Below are 17,170 nucleotides of genomic sequence, written 5' to 3' on the forward strand. Positions count from 1 at the left end.
AACACTAACTTAATGACTATTTCATATGCTATAATAACTAATGAAATGAACAGCATGTGTAGGAGGTAATTTAGTATTATGACGAATGAAATACTTATCGTTGATGACGAAGACAGAATCAGAAGATTACTTAAACTATACCTAGAAAGAGAATCTTTTGAAACACATGAAGCAAGAGATGGTAAAGAAGCTTATCAACTTGCTATGGAAAATGACTATGCGTGCATTCTTTTAGACTTAATGTTGCCAGAAATGGACGGTATCGAAGTAGCCACTCAATTAAGAGAGCATAAAGATACACCTATTATTATGCTCACTGCAAAAGGCGAAGAGACGAATCGTGTCGAAGGGTTTGAATCAGGTGCCGATGACTATATCGTTAAACCATTCTCTCCAAGAGAAGTCGTTTTAAGAGTCAAAGCATTATTAAGAAGAACGCAAACAACAACACCTGAACAAAGTGAACCTCATGCAAGAGACGTAATTGAGTTCAATCACTTAGTGATAGATAATGATGCGCATAGAGTATTAGCTGATAATGAACAGGTTAATTTAACACCAAAAGAATATGAACTATTAATTTATTTAGCTAAAACTCCTAATAAAGTATTTGATCGTGAACAATTATTAAAAGAAGTTTGGCATTATGAATTTTATGGCGATTTACGTACGGTGGATACGCACGTAAAAAGATTAAGAGAGAAACTCAACAAAGTATCGAGTGATGCAGCTCACATGATACAAACTGTTTGGGGCGTCGGTTATAAATTTGAGGTTAATACAAACGATGAACCGGCTAAATAGTGTAGTAATAAAACTGTGGTTAACTATAATTTTTATAGTAACGACAGTTTTAATTTTATTAAGTGCTGCCTTAATTACCTTTATTCAATATTACTATACACAAGAAGCGGAAGATTCCATTAAAGAAGACGCCAAACGCATAAGTAAATTGGTAGAAAACTCTACAAATCAAAACTTAGCCATCAAAAATAGCCAAACATTGATTGATAATCCCGGTGGATTAATTATCATGAAAAATACATCTACCGCATATCAACAAACCATTTCAACAGATAAACAAGCTATGCTCAAAGAAATTAAAAATAATAAAGATTTTAACCGTGTTTTCAAACATGGTGAGTCAATGACACGTAATGTCATGATTAAAGAACAGGGGAATTCACATCCGTATATATTAGTGGGTTATCCAATGAAAGCCGAGCCAGGAAGTCATACAGAATATAGCGGCGTCTTTATTTTTAAAGATTTAAAATCTATTGAAGATACCAATAATGCGATAACAATTATTATCTTAATTACCGCAATTATATTTTTAGCAGTGAGTACCATCTTTGCATTTTTCTTATCATCTAGAATTACTAAACCTTTAAGAGAGTTAAGAAATCAAGCACAAAAGGTATCACAAGGTGATTATTCACATATCACGTCAGTATCAACAAAAGATGAAATTGGAGAATTATCACGTGCATTTAATAATATGAGCTTTGAAATTCAAGAACATGTAGAAGCACTATCCACATCCAAAAATATACGTGATAGCTTAATTAACTCGATGGTTGAAGGTGTTATTGGTATTAATGAACAAAAGGATATTATTTTATCAAATAAAATGGCAGACCAAGTATTCCATACATTAGATGACAATGCTGTTGAATTAATAGAAAAACAAATTGAACAAACTTTCAATACTAAAGAAACGCAATTCCAAGAAATTGAAGCAAACACAAGGTATTATGTGATTATCATGAGTTATATTGACCGTATTCAAAACGATGGCAGAAGCGGTATTGTTGCTATTATACGTGATATGACAAATGAACATAACCTTGATCAAATGAAAAAAGACTTCATCGCAAATGTATCTCATGAATTACGAACACCGATTGCCTTATTACAAGGCTATACAGAATCTATTGTAGATGGTGTTGTAACTGAACCAGATGAGATACATGAATCACTAGCAATTGTCTTAGATGAATCTAAACGTCTGAACCGCTTAGTTAATGAATTATTAAACGTAGCACGTATGGATGCTGAAGGATTATCTGTTGAGAAAGAGTCACAACCAATCGCTGATCTGCTCAACAAAATGCGAATAAAATATCGTCAACAAGCGACTGATTTAGAACTTAATATGCAGTTTGAAGTAAGCAATCAACAACTATGGGACTACGATATGGATAGAATGGATCAAGTATTAACCAATTTAATCGATAACGCATCAAGATATACACAACCTGGAGATACCATTTCGGTAAAAACTGATGAAGATGATAGAACTCATATTTTAAGCATCGCTGATACTGGTACTGGAATTGCTCCTGAACATTTACAACAAGTCTTCGATCGTTTCTATAAAGTAGATGCGTCAAGAAAAAGGGGTAAACAAGGTACTGGATTAGGCTTATTCATCTGTAAAATGATTATAGAAGAACATGGCGGTACGATTGAAGTAGAAAGTCAAGTGGGTAAAGGAACAACCTTTATCATTAAATTACCAAAATAAACATTTTAAAACCTGTTAGAGTCAAATAATGGCTCTAACAGTTTTTTTATTTATTATGAAATCTATAGTTTGTTAAACAACTTGATTATTTTTATGACATCTTATATCTATATAAATATATCGGAGCAAACTCATTGTACATAACAGAGTTATCATGTATGATATATTTAAATTAAAAATATAGTTAATTCATCTTCGGGGTCGGGTGTAATTCCCAACCGGCAGTAAATTAAGCCTGCGACGTAAAATGTCTCATTTTACCTGATTCAGTGAAACTCTGAAGCCGACAGTATAGTCTGGATGGGAGAAGATGGAGGTTTTTTTGTTGTGCAAATTTCCTCCTTTTCTAGCAAGATGAATGGAAGGAGAAAATAATATATGCAACACAATCAAAATAGACGTCTAATCTTTATAAGTATGCTAAGTGCAGTGGCTTTCGTACTTACCTTTATTAAATTCCCATTGCCATTTTTACCACCATACTTAACGTTGGACTTTAGTGATGTACCTACATTACTTGCCACATTTTTATTAGGACCAATTGCAGGGCTAATAGTAGCTTTTATTAAGAATTTACTCAATTTCTTTTTCAATATGGGTGATCCTGTAGGACCATTAGCGAACTTTTTAGCAATTGCCAGTTTCTTATTAACTGCATATTATATTTATAGAAACAAACGCAATAAAAAGTCATTATTAACCGGTCTTGTTTTAGGTACAGTTGTCATGACCGTCGTATTAAGTATTTTAAATTATTTTGTACTGTTACCACTCTACGGTATGATATTTAACTTAGGTGACATTGTTCATAATCTTAAAGTAATTATTGTTTCAGGTATCATACCTTTTAATATTATTAAAGGTATTATCATTTCAATCATCTTTTACTTTATATTCAATAGAATTAAAAATAACATTCACATATAAATAACTAGCGCCCTTACACATGATGTGCAAGGGCGCTTTTAATATAATATATTATTCAAATTTAAGTGCGTCACCATCAAATGGTTCGTCTTCAATTTTGATTGAATCTGTTGGACAACCTTCTAGTGCATCTTCCATATCTTCATATAACTCTTCTGGCACCTCTGCAGTACCTTGGTTATCATCAAGGATTACGAAAGCAATACCTTCGTCGTCATAATCATAGATATCTGGAGCTGCTGCACCACATGCACCGCATGCTATACAAGTATCCATATCAACGATTGTATATTTAGCCAATTTCATTCGCCTCCTTTAAAAAAAATGCTACACTAGTAATAACAATACTACTATTGTAGACATCGATAGTATCATTTTCAATATATTCGTTTTATAGAGTGAGGGTTTATCTTGTATCAAATTATCAATCATGCGTATCAACACGCATTCAACTACAAAACAAATAAAAGTATTTATAATATTTTAACAGGAAAAAAATCCCATCAAACTTTTTTTGACGCAAGTAGTCAACAACTTTTGTCATTATATCATAGTTTACCGAGATTAAAATATCCGTCTTTTGAGCGATATTTAAATGAATTGAATGATGAGGAACCAAAAGTAAATATCAAAACGCATCCAAGATGTACATATGATAGTCTTATTAATACATTCAACTGTATCCAATTGCTCATTCAAACGGTATCACAAAGCATACACAACGATTTTAGATTCGTTCCTATAACGCAACAAACATATATTCAACAACGTGTTAAACATATTTATCAACACATTAAAGTTAATGATTTAGAATCAAAATTCATCACAGAAATAGAACAATTATTTGAAGACATCGCTAGCAAACATGAACATGTGTATTTACACTATTATTTACAAGGCTATGATGAGGCGATGTATACTAGACAACAAGTCAGTTTAATAGAATCGAAGTCTCAACAAGAATTATTTGAAATAGAAATGAACCAATTGGTCGATGTCATGTTTGAAATTGAAGATATACAAAAGCACCCTATATTAAATCAAACGATTATACGACCAACATTGCTCAATAAAACGAAATTAACCTTACATCAATTAGAACAAGGACACTCGATACACGACATCTCAACAATTCAAAATGTTAAATTAAATACGATTGAAGATCATCTTTTAGAGTTATTTATCAAAGGTTATATCAATGATTATGATACATATCTAGACATCAAAAGCATTCAACCCTTTATCGATTATTATAAAGGTCATATTGGAATAAAATTACGTGAGTATAAGCAGCAATTTGATACATTAACTTATTTTCAAATTAAATTGATGATTGTTGGTATTGAAAGGGGAGACTTAGTTGCTTCAACAGAAACTTAAAGATTGGTTTGGATTTGATTCCTTCAAACCTGGCCAAGAGGACATCATTTCCAGTGTATTAGACCAAAAGCATACGCTAGGTATTTTACCAACGGGTAGTGGCAAAAGCCTTTGTTATCAATTACCTACTTATATATTAGAAAAGCCAACACTTGTTATTTCACCATTAATTTCTCTCATGGACGATCAGGTCATGCAAATGAAATTAAATGGTGAACACGCGGTTTGTTGTATTCATTCAGGTATGGACAATACGGAAAAACGTCAAAACCTAAGTAACATTCGTCAGAGTAAATTTATCTATTTAAGTCCGGAATTTATATTACAACCTCAAAACTTTAAACTTATTGCCAATATAGATTTTGGTTTAATAGTTCTTGATGAAGCACATTGTTTGTCTGAATGGGGCTATGATTTCAGACCACATTATGCTTTAATTGGAAAAATAACTACATCCTTTAAATCAGCTACAATTCTAGCATTAACAGCTACGGCACCACCACATTTAGAAAGCGATTTAAATGAAATGCTTAATGTTACTTTCAATACCATTAAAACAAGTATGAATCGTATAAATATTTCATTAAAACATCTTAACTTTGGCTCTGACGAAGAAAAAATAGATTGGTTGTTACCACAACTTAATGAAACTGGGCCCACTATTATATATGTATCTTCAAAAAAATTATGTTTAACATTAGCGCAACTTATTTATGACTCAGGTTTTTTAACAGGGATATATCATGGTGATTTGAGTTATCAAGAAAGACAGACAGTACAACAACAATTTTTAAACAATGATATTCCAATCATAGTTGCAACAAGTGCATTTGGTATGGGCATAAATAAAAAAGACATACGCACAGTGATTCATTTTCATTTGTCATCAAGTCCTTCTAATTATCTACAAGAGATTGGTAGAGCGGGGAGAGACGGAGAAGCAAGCCAAGCTATTAGTTTATTCCAACCCGACGACGCTTATATTTTAGAAACCATATTATTTGCCGATAGAATTACATCTGAAGATATTCATTCATTTGAATTAGGACAATTTATTCCTCCTGAAAAAGAATCCATTTTAACAATACTTTATAATCAATATACAATTAATCAAATGCAACGTATATTTGATCAATCATTTCGACGCAAAAAGTTAGGTTATAGTCGTATGTTAGGCTACACACAACTTGACCAATGTCGCCGTAAATATTTGTTGGAATTTTTCAATGAACATCCTAAACTGCCAGATGTCTGTTGTGACAATGATACTGAATTACCAAGTATGAAAGTCATTAATCGTAAGAAAGTTAAACGTAAGCTTTCATATAGTGAAAAACTTCAAAATTTATTTGAACTATAGATTTTATTTTGCTTAACTCTTTATTCAAGCTATAATTAACTTATGAACAAAAATCTTAATACCTAAAAATTCTTGATTACTATACATAATCATTTAATTTATGGGTATAGTTTATGTATCATTATAAAATTAAACAGAGAGGATGATGATTGTGTCTAATAATAACTTCAAAGATGATTTTAAAAAAAATCGTCAAGCGATAGACCCAGAAGATCATAATGAGCAGACATCTTCACATGAAGAACAAGAAGATAATGCAGTAGACAGTACTGAAGACAAAGCAAATCAACAATTCCCACCAAGAAATGCACAGAGAAGAAAACGTCGACGAGATATAGCGACAAATAATAACCGTCAGGCAGATTCGCGTACAAAAGCTAGCCAAGATGGTTCATTAGATGATAGACATGATGATACATCATTACATAATGGAGATAACAAAAATTATGATGCATCCAATCACAATGATGTAAATAAAGATCACAAACAAGATCATCGTCCTGAAGATCATTCGACTCGTGAGTCTGAACAAGATTTTAAACAAGATGAACCATTAAATCGTAGTCGTAAAAGTGACGATTTGCAACATGATAATCGTCATGACAAGAAAGACGGACACGGTAAAGATGCTGCTCTAGCAGGTGGCGCTGCTGTAGGTGGAGCTGCAGTCGGTAAAAAAATGACAAGTGATCATAAGCAGGATGACAATCATCGTCAAGAGAATCGTGTAAGTGACCATCAAAAAGATCGCGACCGTCATGATGACTATACTAAAGATGAACATCGTCAAGATTCATCTAAAGATCGCCAAGACGAACTTAAAAAAGGGCATCATGATGAAGAACACCACGATTCAGGAAAAGGTAAAAAAGCTGCCGCAGCTGGTGCAGGCGTTGCTGGTGCTGCAGGTGCTGCTGGTTTAGCAAAACATCATCATGATAAGAAATTCGATCATACTGACGACAATGAATTGAAGAATGACCGTAATCAAAATCATCGTGATGATAAACATAACGACAAAGATGTGAAAGATAATCATCAATCAGATGATGAGAAATCTGGTAAAGGTAAAAAAGCTGCCGCAGCTGGTGCAGGCGTTGCTGGTGCTGCAGGCGCCGCTGGTTTAGCGAAAAATCATCATGATAAAAAAGAGAGCCATCATAACGATAAAGATATCAAAGATGACCACAAACATGATGACCATGACAAGCATGATAATAAAGATAAGCATAAGTCTAATAAAGGTAAGAAAGCTGCTGCAGTAGGTGCAGGCGCTGCAGGAGTTGCTGGTGCTGCGGGTGCTAAACACCATCATGATAAAAATAAACGTCAAGACAATCATGACGGTAAGAAAAAAGGCGGCTTTATGAAAATCATCTTACCAATTATAGCTGCAGTATTAATTTTAGGTGCAATCGCTATTTTCGCAGGTATGGCCTTAAATAATCATAGTAATAGTGGTAATGATGATAACAAAATAGCTAATGAAGATAGTAAAGATGGCAAGAAAAACAACGACGCTAGCAAAGATAAAGACAGCTCAAAAGATAAAGACAGTTCAAAAGATAAAGATAAATCAAAAGACTCTGATAAAGATAAAGCAACAACTAGTGATGAATCTGATTCATCTGACGCATCAAATTCAGATAAAAATAGTGCTAGTGATAATACTAATGGTGCTAACTCACAAGCATCTAATAGCCAAAGTCAAAATGGCTCAAATAGCCAAAATGGTCAAGGTCAAAACTCACAACAAAATGGCCAACAAGGCAGTAATAGCCAAAACAGCAATAGTAACCAACAAGGTAAGCAAACACATACCGTAAACGGTAAAGAAAACCTATACAGAATTGCCATTCAATATTACGGCAGTGGTTCACCTGCTAATGTTGAAAAAATCAGACAAGCTAATGGATTAAATGGTAATAATATCCATAATGGACAAACATTAGTGATTCCATAGGTACTATTCGACAATCAAATTAACTGTAAGTAATGTTAACGCATTACTTACAGTTTTTTTATTAGATTTTATTCAAATCAAAGCAAATCCCCAAAAAAAGTCATAAATAATTTAAACTTTTCTAAAACAAGGACTTCGCGAAAATAGGATATAACTGATATAATAATTTGGTGATTAAAGGAGGCCGTTTTACATGCAAAAAATAGAAAGTATCATCATTGGTGGAGGACCTTGTGGCTTAAGTGCAGCCATCGAACAAAAGAAAAAAGGTATTGAAACATTAGTGATTGAAAAAGGTAATGTTGTGGAATCTATCTATAATTATCCTACACATCAAACTTTCTTCTCATCTAGTGATAAATTATCAATTGGAGATATTCCATTTATCGTGGAAGAAAGTAAACCACGTCGAAATCAAGCCCTTGTATATTATCGAGAAGTCGTTAAACATCATCAATTAAATATCCATGCATTTGAAGAAGTTTTAACTGTCAAAAAGATGAATAATCGTTTTACAATCACAACAACTAAAGATGTATATGAATGTAAGTTTTTAACAGTTGCGACAGGTTATTACGGACAGCATAATACATTAGAAGTTGAAGGTGCTGAATTGTCAAAAGTATTCCATTACTTCAAAGAAGCACATCCATACTTTGACCAAAATGTTGTCGTGATAGGTGGTAAAAACTCAGCTGTAGATGCAGCTTTAGAATTAGAAAAAGCTGGAGCAAATGTGACAGTGATCTATCGTGGAGATCACTATCCAAAAGCCATTAAACCATGGATTCTACCAAATTTTGAATCATTAGTTAATCACGAAAAAATCACGATGGAATTTAATGCCAATGTAACGCAAATCACTGAAGAAAACGTTACATATGAAAAAGATGGAAAGACGATTACAATTCCAAATGATTATGTTTTTGCTATGATTGGTTATCATCCTAATTATGAATTTTTAGAATCAATCGGTATTGAAATTAATACAAATGAATATGGTACTGCACCAGTTTATAATCGTGAAACATACGAAACCAATGTAGAAAATTGTTACATCGCTGGTGTTATTGCTGCAGGTAATGATGCGAATACCATCTTTATTGAAAATGGTAAATATCATGGTGGTTTAATTACTCAAAGCATTCTTACTAAAAAGCAAACACCACTTGAATCATAATAATTATGGCGTAGAAGGTAAATTGTTGATACCTTCTACGCCTATTTAATTTATAGTTTATTCTTCAAAATATTGTTTGATTTGTTCACGATTTAATTCATTACTTAAACTTACAAGTAATTTTAATCTTGCTTTAGGACCATTTAATCCATTTGAAAAGATTAATCCTTTTTCAGCAAGTTGATATCCGCCACCTTCATATGCATAAACAGGACTGACAATACCGTTAAATGACCGAGATACGATGACAATCGGAATTTGTTTATCAATACAAGCATATAAACCTTCTAAACAAGTAGGTGGTAAATTACCTTGTCCCATAGCTTCTATAATTAAACCATCAATATCGCTCTCGGCATAGAAATGCAACAAGTCACTCTGCATATCCATATATGATTTTACTAATGGTACATTTAACTTTGGATTAATCATTTTATAACTAGTATGATGTAATGGATGATGGTGATATTGCACATTATCTTTGGTTAATACACCTAATGGACCATGATTCGGACTTTGGAAGGTATTTGTATTAGAGGTATGTGTTTTGGTTACATTTCGCGCTGTGTGAATTTCGTCATTAAAGACAACCATGACACCCATATGATATGAATTATTAGATGAAGCCACTCTTATAGCTGAAATAAAATTGTATAATCCATCTGAACCAATTTCATTTGATGAACGCATAGCACCAGTAATCACTACTGGTTCGTCAATATCTAATAACAAATCTAACAAATAAGCTGTTTCTTCTAGGGTATCTGTACCATGTGTAATTACAAAACCATCATAAACACTTTCATTATTAAGATTTGCATTAATGATAATATCTCTTAGTCCTTTAACATGTTGAATGGACATATGAGGAGAAGGGACATTCATAGGATGTATTTCATCTACTTGTGCATATTGTTTGATGATATCCTGATGTTGAGAAATTGGATTTTCTTTATTAGTAATAACTCGATTTGAACTATCCTGTGACATACTAATAGTGCCACCGGTATGTATAACAAGTAGACGTTTCATAGTTTTCCTCCTATTAATAAAATACATATTTATGATAAAATATTATTCATCAAACAACAAGGTAGGTATTTCGATAATGAGTTTAATTAATATTGCTTTAGATGGCCCTGCAGCTGCAGGTAAAAGTACAATTGCTAAACAGGTTGCTAGCCAACTATCAATGATTTATGTAGATACTGGTGCGATGTATAGAGCAATCACATATAAATATTTACGTACTAATCAAACTGAAGACTTCGAAGCATTAATCAAAGATACAACATTAGAATTAACTTATGACGAAACTAAGGGACAACGTGTAATACTAGATAACGAAGATGTCACTGATTACTTAAGAGAAAATGATGTTACGAATAATGTTTCATATGTTGCCTCTAAAGAACCTGTAAGATCATTTGCAGTAAAAAAACAAAAAGATTTAGCAGCTCAAAAAGGTATTGTTATGGACGGTAGAGATATTGGTACCGTTGTACTCCCAAATGCTGAACTTAAAGTTTATATGATTGCGTCTGTTGAAGAACGTGCAGAACGACGTCAAAAAGAAAATGAACTTCGCGGTATTGAATCTAATTTAGAACAACTTAAAGTGGAGATTGAGCAACGTGATCAATATGACATGAACAGAGAAATTTCACCTCTAAGAAAAGCAGACGACGCTATCACATTGGATACGACAGGCAAATCAATTGAAACAGTTACGAATGAAATCTTAGACATGGTTAACCAAATTAAATAATCAATTAAGAAGCTATATAAACGACTTAAGCATAAACGTTTATATAGCTTTTATTGTGATTTATAATGAACTTGAGTTATTTCAAACTGAAATAATAATCATATATACTATAAATATGCATCTTTACCTCTTAATGTTGAATAAAAATTGAAACCTAAAGCACTTTAAAGCTCAACTTTTATAAATAACAATCTTTTTCTTAAAGTGTAAAAGGGGAATTTCTTGACAATTCTGTCAGTTTGTAAGATGTTATAATTATGTAGTGTATAAGGAGGCAGACAAGATGACTGAAGAATTCAATGAATCAATGATTAATGATATTAAAGAAGGTGACAAAGTCACTGGAGAGGTGCAACAAGTTGAAGATAAACAAGTTGTTGTGCATATTAATGGTGGAAAATACAATGGTATAATCCCTATTAGCCAATTATCCACACATCATATTGAAAAACCTAATGAAGTAGTTAAAGAAGGCGACGAAATCGAAGCCTACGTAACGAAAATAGAATTTGATGAAGAAAATGATTCAGGCGCTTATATTTTATCAAAAAGACAACTTGAAACTGAACAATCTTATGATTATTTACAAGAAAAACTTGATAACAATGAAGTGATTGAGGCAAAAGTAACAGAAGTTGTTAAAGGTGGATTAGTAGTAGACGTTGGACAACGTGGTTTCGTTCCAGCATCTCTCATTTCTACAGACTTTATCGAAGATTTCTCTGATTTCGAAGGCCAAACTATTAAAATTAAAGTAGAAGAGTTAGACCCTGAAAATAATCGTGTTATTTTAAGCCGTAAAGCAGTTGAACAAGCTGAAAATGAAGTTAAAAAAGCTTCACTATTAGATTCACTTAACGCTGGCGATGTGATTGAAGGTAAAGTAGCACGTTTAACAAACTTTGGTGCATTTGTTGATATTGGTGGTGTAGACGGTTTAGTTCACGTTTCTGAATTATCACATCAACACGTACAATCTCCTGAAGAAGTCGTTTCTGTTGGAGATAAAGTCAAAGTTAAAGTTAAATCAGTAGAAAAAGATACTGAACGTATTTCATTATCAATCAAAGATACGTTACCAACACCATTCGCTCAAATTAAAGGTCAATTCCATGAAAATGATGTTATCGAAGGTACAGTTGTAAGATTAGCTAACTTCGGTGCATTTGTTGAAATTGCTCCTGGCGTTCAAGGATTAGTTCACATCTCTGAAATTGACCACAAACACATCGGTACACCTGGTGAGGTACTAGAGCCTGGTCAACAAGTAAGTGTTAAAATCTTAGGTATTGATGAAGAAAACGAACGTGTTTCTTTATCAATTAAAGCAACATTACCTAATGAAGATGTTGTTGAAAGTGATGCTTCTACAACACAATCTTACTTAAACAATGATGCTGATGAAGATAATCCTACTTTAGGTGATGTCTTCGGTGATAAATTTAAAGATCTTAAATTTTAATAATTAATTATGCTAAGAATGAACACTCCAATTAGAGGTTAAACTTTAATTGGAGTGTTTTTTTACGAATAACTCATTCAACTCCATATATTACATTGTTTATTATAATCGTATTTTGAATCGGTGCTTGCATGTGATAAAATTATAGAGATTAAGAAAGAGAGGAAGTTAACAAATGACTAAACCTATAGTAGCAATTGTAGGAAAGCCTAACGTAGGTAAATCTACAATTTTTAATAGAGTAGTCGGCGAACGTGTATCCATCGTGGAAGACACACCTGGTGTAACCAGAGACCGAATCTATTCATCAGGTGAATGGTTAACGCATGAATTCAATATTATTGACACAGGTGGTATTGAAATCGGAGATGCACCATTCCAAACACAAATAAGAGCACAAGCTGAAATTGCGATTGAAGAAGCAGACGTCATTGTATTTATGGTCAATGTTAGAGAAGGATTAACGCAAAGTGATGAAATGGTTGCTCAAATGCTTTATAAAAGTAAAAAACCTGTAGTCCTTGCAGTAAACAAAGTTGATAACGTTGAAATGCGAAATGATATTTATGATTTTTATTCATTAGGCTTTGGAGAACCTTATCCTATTTCTGGATCACATGGTCTAGGTTTAGGTGATTTATTAGATGCTGTTGTCGAAAACTTCGGCGAAGAGGAAGAAGATCCATATGATGATGACACAATTCGATTATCTATAATAGGACGACCAAACGTTGGTAAATCTAGTTTGGTTAATGCTATTTTAGGAGAAGAACGTGTAATCGTATCAAATGTAGCAGGCACTACTAGAGATGCAGTAGATACAGAATATTCATTTGATGGTCAAGATTACGTATTAATCGATACAGCTGGTATGCGTAAAAAAGGTAAAGTCTATGAATCAACTGAAAAATATTCAGTACTTAGAGCATTAAAAGCGATTGAACGTTCAAATGTCGTTTTAGTTGTTATCGATGCAGAACAAGGTATTATCGAGCAAGACAAACGTGTTGCAGGATATGCACATGAAGAAGGTAAAGCGATTGTTATCGTAGTAAATAAATGGGATACCGTTGAAAAAGATAGCAAAACAATGAAGAAATTCACTGAAGATGTTAGAAAAGAATTTCAATTCTTAGATTACGCACAAATTGCTTTTGTTTCTGCTAAAGAACAATTAAGACTTAAAACATTATTCCCATATATTAAAGAAGCAAGTGAAAATCACAAAAAACGTGTTCAAAGTTCAACTTTAAATGAAGTCATTACTGATGTTATTTCTATGAATCCAACACCTACAGATAAAGGTAGAAGATTAAATGTCTTTTATTCAACACAAGTGGCTATCGAACCACCTACATTCGTAGTATTTGTAAATGATGTTGAATTAATGCATTTCTCTTATAAACGTTACTTAGAAAATCAAATCAGACATGCATTTGGTTTTGAAGGTACACCTGTTCATATCATTCCAAGAAAAAGAAACTAATAAACGGAGGGGAATATTAATATGACTAAAATATCAGTTTTTGGTATGGGAAGTTTTGGTACTGCTTTAGCAAATGTATTAGCACAAAACGGACATGACGTATTAATGTGGGGTAAAAATAGTGAAAACGTTGAAGAATTAAATACACATCATATGAATAAAAACTATTTAAAAGAAGCAAAGCTTGAGCCATCTATCAAAGCTACAACTGATTTAAGTGAAGGAGTTGCCTTTGCTGATATCTATTTAATGGCTTTACCTACAAAAGCAATGAGAGAAGTAGCAACACAAATTGATGATTTATTAACTTCTAAAAAGACATTTATACATGTAGCAAAAGGTATTGAAAATGGTACTTTTAAGCGCGTTTCTGAGATGTTAGAAGATTCTATTTCTCCAGAACACAATGCAGGTATTGGTGTATTATCAGGTCCAAGCCATGCAGAAGAAGTGGTCATCAAACAACCTACAACTGTTGCTGCCTCTTCAAAAGATGAAAAAGTAAGTCAATTAATACAAGATTTATTTATGAATGACTATTTACGCGTATATACTAACAATGATCTTGTAGGCGTTGAACTCGGTGGCGCTTTAAAAAATATCATTGCCGTAGCCAGTGGTATAGTAGCAGGAATGGGCTTTGGTGATAATGCAAAAGCAGCACTTATGACAAGAGGCTTAGCCGAAATTAGTCGCTTAGGTGAAAAATTAGGTGCAGATCCAATGACATTCCTTGGGTTAGGTGGCATTGGCGATTTAATCGTCACATGTACATCAACACATTCACGTAACTTTACTTTAGGATATAAATTAGGCCAAGGTAAAACGACTGATGAAGCACTTGAAGAAATGAAAATGGTAGTTGAAGGTATTTACACAACAAAATCAGTATATTATTTAGCACAAGAAGTTAACGTAGAAATGCCAATAACAACTGCGTTATATAAGGTGTTATTTGAAGATGTACCCGTTAAAGAAAGTATTAAAGAATTAATGGGTCGTGACAAAAAATCTGAATAATTAGTGTAATATAACACTTATTTTATGAGATTTTCAAAAAAATTAATTCTATTCGCTTTATTTCAACGTTTTTAATATATAAATCGTTGCGATGACAGTAATCAGTGTGTTAAAGTCATACCATAATGATATAAAGATATCATTATCAAACCTCAGGAGGTGAATTCATAATGAATAAAACTGATTTAATCAATGCAGTAGCAGAGCAAGCTGATTTAACTAAAAAAGAAGCTGGTTCAGCAGTTGACGCTGTATTCGAATCTATCCAAAACTCACTTGCTAAAGGTGAAAAGGTACAATTAATCGGTTTCGGTAATTTTGAAGTACGTGAGCGTGCTGCTCGTAAAGGCCGTAACCCTCAAACAGGTAAAGAAATTGATATTCCTGCAAGTAAAGTCCCAGCATTCAAAGCTGGTAAAGCATTAAAAGATGCAGTAAAATAATTTTACTTAAAAAAAGCCCTTCTGGGGCTTTTTTGTTTTTATAATGAATTTCGAATATATAAGCCAGTTAATTAAAACTACTAAATTTTTGGATGGAAGATAGATAGCACAATACATACGATTAAATTTTATACATATAATGGCATCTTAAAGCTATAACTATCATTAATATTACAAAGCCTTTGCTTTTGCATAACAGTACCTAACTTCTTTCTTTGTAAGAAGAAGGTTCTTTGCGGTTTACAAAAGCCTTTGCTTTTTCATTAGAGTACCTAACTTCTTTCTTTGTAAGAAGAAGGTACTCTAACATTTAATTTTTTGATATATAATGTTAATATAAATAGTGATAATATCGTGAGGTGTGAACATGGAAACTACTGTCAGTAAATTAAATATAGATATCAATCAAAGACTTAAGGGTATTGTTGATTATGAATCGATCCAAATCAACGAGAAGTTGGGGGATTTATTAGATTCATATGATTTACCAGAAAAAGCTAAGTTAGCTTGCCTCACAATCGACACTTCAATGAAACATTTAGATGATATATCTAACAGTGGGTTATCAAAACATTCAATTTTAGTTGGTGATCTACTTAGTGCACATTTTTATACTATTCTAGCTGAAATCAATGATCCAACATATCAGCTTGCAATGAGTAAAGCTATTGTTGAAGTAAGTGAGTTGAAATCATCACTTCATCAACATGTTTTAACTGATGATGAAGCTAGTAACGCCATATTTAAAGTTGAAACTTTATTCCCATATATTACGCTGTCACATTTTTGCGATGAAGAAAATGCTAATCGTATATATGAATTTTTATATGATGATGTACATGATTACTATCCATCATATTTAAAAAACTATAATAAAGAACGTATTAACCAAATAATGAAAGACATCAAACAAACACTAGAAAAAAGAAGAGGTAATTAAGATGGCTGAAAATAATGCTAAAAAAGAACAAGTTCATACAGTTTTCCAAAACATATCAAAAAAATACGATAGATTGAATAATATCATTAGCTTCGAACAACACAAAGTTTGGAGAAAGCGTGTTATGAAAGAAATGGCAGTAAAGAAAGGTAGTACAGCTTTAGATGTATGTTGTGGTACTGCCGATTGGACAATCGCATTAAGTAAAGCAGTAGGACCTCAAGGAGAGGTGACTGGATTAGATTTTAGTGAAAACATGTTAGAAGTTGGGAAAGAAAAGACCGCTCATATGGACAACATTCATTTAGTCCATGGTGATGCAATGAATTTACCTTTTGATGATGCATCATTTGATTATGTGACAATAGGGTTTGGTTTGAGAAATGTACCTGACTACTTAGGTGCACTCAAAGAGATGGAACGTGTGCTAAAACCAGGTGGCATGATTGTCTGTTTAGAGACTAGCCAACCAACTTTACCAGTATTCAAACAAGTTTATCGTTTATATTTCAAATTTGTAATGCCTATATTTGGTAAGTTATTCGCAAAATCTAAAGAAGAATACGAATGGTTACAACAATCAACCTTTGACTTCCCAGGTAAAGAAAAATTAAAACGACTATTTGAACAAGCAGGATTTAGTAATATTAAAGTACGTAGCTTCACAGGTGGCGTTGCTGCAATGCACCTTGGCTATAAACAAAAATGATC

General features: G+C 32.8%; 16 protein-coding genes and 1 riboswitch. Of the genes, 14 read left to right on the plus strand and 2 right to left on the minus strand.

Features of this window, described 5'->3' with window-relative positions; translation table 11 throughout:
- The first annotated feature begins 78 nt into the window (after window positions 1-78).
- From ssp1_RS06525 to ssp1_RS06535, 3 genes are all read left to right on the plus strand, one after another.
- Window positions 79-804 (plus strand): response regulator transcription factor, encoded by a 726-nt coding sequence (locus ssp1_RS06525; protein WP_002451121.1) that lies wholly within the window; start codon window positions 79-81, stop codon window positions 802-804.
- Window positions 788-2,530: an ATP-binding protein gene (locus tag ssp1_RS06530; protein ID WP_075777842.1), complete on the plus strand. Its 1,743-nt coding sequence runs from the start codon at window positions 788-790 to the stop codon at window positions 2,528-2,530. Before ssp1_RS06525 ends, ssp1_RS06530 begins: the two co-directional genes overlap by 17 nt.
- A gap of 187 nt (window positions 2,531-2,717) precedes the next feature.
- Window positions 2,718-2,846: riboswitch (FMN riboswitch) on the plus strand.
- A gap of 62 nt (window positions 2,847-2,908) precedes the next feature.
- A complete protein-coding gene (locus ssp1_RS06535; RefSeq protein WP_075777843.1) occupies window positions 2,909-3,457 on the plus strand; it encodes an ECF transporter S component in 549 nt (182 codons plus the stop codon).
- Between the two features lie 51 nt (window positions 3,458-3,508).
- Here ssp1_RS06535 and ssp1_RS06540 read toward each other — a convergent pair whose 3' ends face one another.
- Window positions 3,509-3,757, minus strand: coding sequence for a ferredoxin (locus ssp1_RS06540; protein ID WP_002433578.1), 249 nt, complete (start codon window positions 3,755-3,757; stop codon window positions 3,509-3,511).
- A 111-nt stretch (window positions 3,758-3,868) separates the two neighbouring features.
- Between ssp1_RS06540 and ssp1_RS06545 the strand changes: the two genes are divergently transcribed.
- The 4 genes from ssp1_RS06545 to ypdA all read left to right on the plus strand — a co-directional run bounded on the left by ssp1_RS06545 (window position 3,869) and on the right by ypdA (window position 9,340).
- A complete protein-coding gene (locus ssp1_RS06545) occupies window positions 3,869-4,837 on the plus strand; it encodes a YpbB family protein (RefSeq protein ID WP_075777844.1) in 969 nt (322 codons plus the stop codon).
- Window positions 4,818-6,197, plus strand: a complete 1,380-nt coding sequence (locus tag ssp1_RS06550; protein WP_049424548.1) for a RecQ family ATP-dependent DNA helicase — start codon at window positions 4,818-4,820, stop codon at window positions 6,195-6,197. The genes ssp1_RS06545 and ssp1_RS06550 overlap by 20 nt, the downstream gene beginning before the upstream one ends.
- A 145-nt stretch (window positions 6,198-6,342) precedes the next feature.
- Window positions 6,343-8,160, plus strand: coding sequence for an elastin-binding protein EbpS (gene ebpS / locus ssp1_RS06555; protein ID WP_240328883.1), 1,818 nt, complete (start codon window positions 6,343-6,345; stop codon window positions 8,158-8,160).
- A gap of 193 nt (window positions 8,161-8,353) precedes the next feature.
- Window positions 8,354-9,340 carry a bacillithiol disulfide reductase YpdA gene (gene ypdA / locus ssp1_RS06560; protein WP_002451128.1) on the plus strand — a complete coding sequence of 329 codons (987 nt, stop codon included), beginning with the start codon at window positions 8,354-8,356 and terminating at the stop codon, window positions 9,338-9,340.
- 57 nt (window positions 9,341-9,397) lie between these two features.
- On the opposite strand, the gene ssp1_RS06565 is transcribed toward ypdA, so the two are convergent.
- On the minus strand, window positions 9,398-10,372 hold the full coding sequence (locus ssp1_RS06565) for an asparaginase (protein WP_075777846.1): 975 nt from the start codon (window positions 10,370-10,372) through the stop codon (window positions 9,398-9,400).
- A gap of 76 nt (window positions 10,373-10,448) precedes the next feature.
- Between ssp1_RS06565 and cmk the strand changes: the two genes are divergently transcribed.
- The 7 genes from cmk (at window position 10,449) to ssp1_RS06600 (ending at window position 17,168) form a co-directional block, all read left to right on the plus strand.
- Window positions 10,449-11,108: a (d)CMP kinase gene (cmk, locus tag ssp1_RS06570; RefSeq protein ID WP_002451130.1), complete on the plus strand. Its 660-nt coding sequence runs from the start codon at window positions 10,449-10,451 to the stop codon at window positions 11,106-11,108.
- A 283-nt stretch (window positions 11,109-11,391) separates the two neighbouring features.
- Window positions 11,392-12,570 carry a 30S ribosomal protein S1 gene (gene rpsA, locus ssp1_RS06575; protein WP_107536027.1) on the plus strand — a complete coding sequence of 393 codons (1,179 nt, stop codon included), beginning with the start codon at window positions 11,392-11,394 and terminating at the stop codon, window positions 12,568-12,570.
- A gap of 175 nt (window positions 12,571-12,745) precedes the next feature.
- A complete protein-coding gene (gene der, locus ssp1_RS06580; RefSeq protein WP_075777848.1) occupies window positions 12,746-14,056 on the plus strand; it encodes a ribosome biogenesis GTPase Der in 1,311 nt (436 codons plus the stop codon).
- A gap of 21 nt (window positions 14,057-14,077) precedes the next feature.
- Window positions 14,078-15,076 carry an NAD(P)H-dependent glycerol-3-phosphate dehydrogenase gene (locus ssp1_RS06585; protein WP_049424535.1) on the plus strand — a complete coding sequence of 333 codons (999 nt, stop codon included), beginning with the start codon at window positions 14,078-14,080 and terminating at the stop codon, window positions 15,074-15,076.
- A 170-nt stretch (window positions 15,077-15,246) separates the two neighbouring features.
- Complete coding sequence (locus ssp1_RS06590; protein ID WP_001043863.1) at window positions 15,247-15,519, plus strand: HU family DNA-binding protein; 273 nt, start codon at window positions 15,247-15,249, stop codon at window positions 15,517-15,519.
- Between the two features lie 367 nt (window positions 15,520-15,886).
- On the plus strand, window positions 15,887-16,459 hold the full coding sequence (locus ssp1_RS06595; RefSeq protein WP_002451134.1) for a hypothetical protein: 573 nt from the start codon (window positions 15,887-15,889) through the stop codon (window positions 16,457-16,459).
- 1 nt (window position 16,460) lies between these two features.
- The gene (locus tag ssp1_RS06600) at window positions 16,461-17,168 is read left to right on the plus strand and encodes a demethylmenaquinone methyltransferase (RefSeq protein WP_002451135.1); all 708 of its coding nucleotides are present in this window, start codon (window positions 16,461-16,463) and stop codon (window positions 17,166-17,168) included.
- Window positions 17,169-17,170 lie beyond the last annotated feature (2 nt).

This window comes from Staphylococcus sp. M0911, from assembly GCF_003491325.1.
Taxonomy (GTDB): domain Bacteria; phylum Bacillota; class Bacilli; order Staphylococcales; family Staphylococcaceae; genus Staphylococcus; species Staphylococcus warneri_A.

Bases quoted from the DNA above. Each gene is read 5' to 3' on its own strand.
- ypdA (WP_002451128.1), top strand. From the start codon at position 8,354: ATGCAAAAAATAGAAAGTATCATCATTGGTGGAGGACCTTGTGGCTTA.
- ssp1_RS06595 (WP_002451134.1), top strand. From the start codon at position 15,887: ATGGAAACTACTGTCAGTAAATTAAATATAGATATCAATCAAAGACTT.
- ssp1_RS06585 (WP_049424535.1), top strand. From the start codon at position 14,078: ATGACTAAAATATCAGTTTTTGGTATGGGAAGTTTTGGTACTGCTTTA.
- cmk (WP_002451130.1), top strand. From the start codon at position 10,449: ATGAGTTTAATTAATATTGCTTTAGATGGCCCTGCAGCTGCAGGTAAA.
- ebpS (WP_240328883.1), top strand. From the start codon at position 6,343: ATGATTGTGTCTAATAATAACTTCAAAGATGATTTTAAAAAAAATCGT.
- der (WP_075777848.1), top strand. From the start codon at position 12,746: ATGACTAAACCTATAGTAGCAATTGTAGGAAAGCCTAACGTAGGTAAA.
- rpsA (WP_107536027.1), top strand. From the start codon at position 11,392: ATGACTGAAGAATTCAATGAATCAATGATTAATGATATTAAAGAAGGT.
- ssp1_RS06600 (WP_002451135.1), top strand. From the start codon at position 16,461: ATGGCTGAAAATAATGCTAAAAAAGAACAAGTTCATACAGTTTTCCAA.
- ssp1_RS06535 (WP_075777843.1), top strand. From the start codon at position 2,909: ATGCAACACAATCAAAATAGACGTCTAATCTTTATAAGTATGCTAAGT.
- ssp1_RS06565 (WP_075777846.1), bottom strand. From the start codon at position 10,372: ATGAAACGTCTACTTGTTATACATACCGGTGGCACTATTAGTATGTCA.
- ssp1_RS06530 (WP_075777842.1), top strand. From the start codon at position 788: ATGAACCGGCTAAATAGTGTAGTAATAAAACTGTGGTTAACTATAATT.
- ssp1_RS06590 (WP_001043863.1), top strand. From the start codon at position 15,247: ATGAATAAAACTGATTTAATCAATGCAGTAGCAGAGCAAGCTGATTTA.
- ssp1_RS06525 (WP_002451121.1), top strand. From the start codon at position 79: ATGACGAATGAAATACTTATCGTTGATGACGAAGACAGAATCAGAAGA.